This window comes from Streptomyces sp. NPDC054847 (assembly GCF_053610925.1).
Map to the genome: position 1 here is coordinate 1 of NZ_JBSGZJ010000669.1, position 2,587 is coordinate 2,587.

2 protein-coding genes and 1 pseudogene are annotated in these 2,587 nt (G+C 73.0%); 2 read left to right on the top strand and 1 reads right to left on the bottom strand.

All coding sequences use genetic code 11. The annotated features are described in order from the left end of the window. Positions 1-365: pseudogene (locus ACWGH4_RS33985) on the top strand (hypothetical protein); the annotation flags it as partial. Further along, positions 365-1,390: a serine/threonine-protein kinase gene (locus tag ACWGH4_RS33990; RefSeq protein ID WP_453467637.1), complete on the top strand. Its 1,026-nt coding sequence runs from the start codon at positions 365-367 to the stop codon at positions 1,388-1,390. The pseudogene ACWGH4_RS33985 and the gene ACWGH4_RS33990, both read left to right, overlap by 1 nt. Here ACWGH4_RS33990 and ACWGH4_RS33995 read toward each other — a convergent pair. After that, on the bottom strand, positions 1,384-2,587 hold a 1,204-nt coding region (locus ACWGH4_RS33995; RefSeq protein WP_453467639.1), incomplete at its 5' end, for a streptophobe family protein. The two genes, ACWGH4_RS33990 and ACWGH4_RS33995, sit on opposite strands and share 7 nt — an antisense overlap.

Genomic DNA, 2,587 nt, shown 5'->3' on the forward strand with positions numbered 1-2,587 from the left:
CGCCGGATCCGACGCAGGTGGTAGCGACGGACACGCCGGGCCCGGGTGCCACCCAGGTCGTCGCCCACCCCGAAGCGCACGACGCCACGCGCGTCGTCGAGCGACCCGAAGCCCTACCCGACGCCACCCGCGTCGTCGACCATCCCGAAGACCCCGACGCCACCCGGGTAGTCGACCAGCCCGAAGCCCTACCCGACGCCACCCGCGTCGTCGATCATCCCGAAGACCCCGACGCCACCCGGGTAGTCGACCAGCCCGAAACACCGCCCGACGCCACCCACATCGTCGACCACCCCGAAGACCCCGACGCCACCCGCGTCGTGGACCACCCTGAAGGGCCGTCCGCCCGTGGTGGTGAGCGCTGATGCCGCCGCTTCCCGGAATGCCCGGCGGCAGGCCGTCCGAGCTGGTCGGCAAGAAGGTGGCCGGCTATCTCGTGGAGCGGGAGATCGGCCGGGGCGGTATGGCGGTGGTCTACCGGGCGCGGGATCTGCGCCTCGACCGCACCGTCGCCCTGAAGCTGCTCGCTCCCGAACTGGCCCGTAACGACACCTTCCGCAAGCGGTTCACGCACGAGTCGCGCGTCGCCGCGTCGATCGACCATCCGCACATCGTGCCGGTCTTCGAGGCGGGCGAGACGGACGGCCTGCTCTACATCGCCATGCGCTACGTCGCCGGGCAGGACCTGCGGGTGCTCCTCGACCGCATGGGCCCGCTGGCCGCCGTCGCGGCGGGTCGCATCGCCGCGCAGGTGGCGTCCGCGCTGGACGCGGCGCACGCCCACGACCTGGTGCACAGGGACGTCAAACCCGGCAACATCCTGGTCGCCGAGGGCACGGACAGCGACCATCCGGAGCACGTCTATCTGACCGACTTCGGTCTGACGAAGAAGTCCCTGTCGCTGACCGGGTTCACGACCGTCGGTCAGTTCGTGGGCACGCTCGACTACGTGGCTCCGGAGCAGATCTCCGGTCGGCCGGTCGACGGGCGGTGCGACGTCTACAGCCTCGGCTGCGTCGTGTTCGAGACACTGGCCGGCGGCCCGCCGTTCCAGCGTGACGACGACATGGCCCTGCTCTGGGCGCACCAGTTCGATCCGGCGCCGCCGCTGACCGGGAAGCGGCCCGATCTGCCCGGAGCCGTCGACGACGTCATGGCGCGGGCGCTCGCCAAGAGTCCGGACGACCGCTACGGCTCGTGCGGCGAGTTCGTGGCGGCCTTGCGTGCGGCGACGGCCGCGGCGTCCACGGGACCGGGCGAGGGCGGCCACCCGGCGACGGCGGTGGCCGGGCGCGGCATGCTCGCGCCGGAAAGAGCCGCTCCCCCGCCGGACCCGCCGCGGTGGGCGCTGCCGGTCTTCCCTGCCACGGGCGGGTCCCGTCGTCAGTGACGTGGGACCCCGACCTGGCCGCGGCGGTGGACGTGCGACGCCAGGAGCCCGCCGATCACGCCGGTGACCAGTCCCCACGCGGCGGCGAGACCGAGGGCGGGCCAGAGGTTCGGACGCAGCGCCACCTCACCGGCGAGGTCGCCGCCGAGGTCGCCGATGCCGAGCAGGGAGAGGCCGTAGTGCGCGTAGAGCCTGACGAGGAGACAGACGGTCAGCACGGTCAGCACGAGGGCGACGGCCATGTGGACGGCGTGCTGCCAGAGCCGCATGCCGGCCGGTGAGCGGACGGCCATCAGGAAGGCCGCCGCCGGCACGAGCACGACGGCGGCCACCAGCAGCCACCAGGCACGGCCGTCGCGTTCGACGAGCGCCGAAAGGTCGAGTGTCGACATGTCGCCGGTGCGCAGCACCTCGTCGAGCAGCTTCGGCATCGGCAGGCCGAAGGGACCCTCGACCTTGCCCTCCCACGAGGCCCCGAGGCCGAGGGTGAAGGCCAGCCAGACGAGGTTGGGCAGCCCGAGGAAGATCACGGCGAAGGTGTCGGCGGTGCTGTCACGGGTCAGTGCCACGACGACGGCGATGACCACGCCGACCGCCACGTACGTGAGCAGCAGGGCGACCATGGCGTACGCGGCGGGCCGCACCGACTCCTGGAAGCGCAGCAGCCGGGCGGGGAGCGGGCTGCCGCGCGACACGACCACAGCAAGGGCCAGGACACCGGCCAGCCAGAGCAGGCCGAACAGGAGGGTGAGCGGAACGTCGGTGCGGAATCCCACGCGGGGGGTGGCGTCCAGGAATTCCTCGAGGAATCCGCCGGTGGGATCCTCGATGGGGATGGTGAAGGTGTGGCGGGCGAGCGCGCCGAGACCGATGAGGGCGAGCAGCCAGAGGAAGGCCAGCCGGGCGGCCCAGCCCGCCAGTTCGCCGGCGGAGGCGACGGCCCTGTGGCGCAGCGGCCGGAGAAAGCCTGCTGCCAACGTGAGTGCTCCGGCGAGTGCCACGGAGAGGGGCAGGGCCGTGAGTCCGGCCCTTGTCTCCGCGATCACACCGGCTTCCCCGGCGACCTCCACGGTGCCGCCGGCCGCCATCACGACGACGGCCGCGACGACCGGCAGGAAGCCGCCGTCGGGCAGGTCCCCCGCGCCCGCCGCCCACAGGCCCAGGGCCGCGGTGACGGCCATGACGACGAGGCCGGCG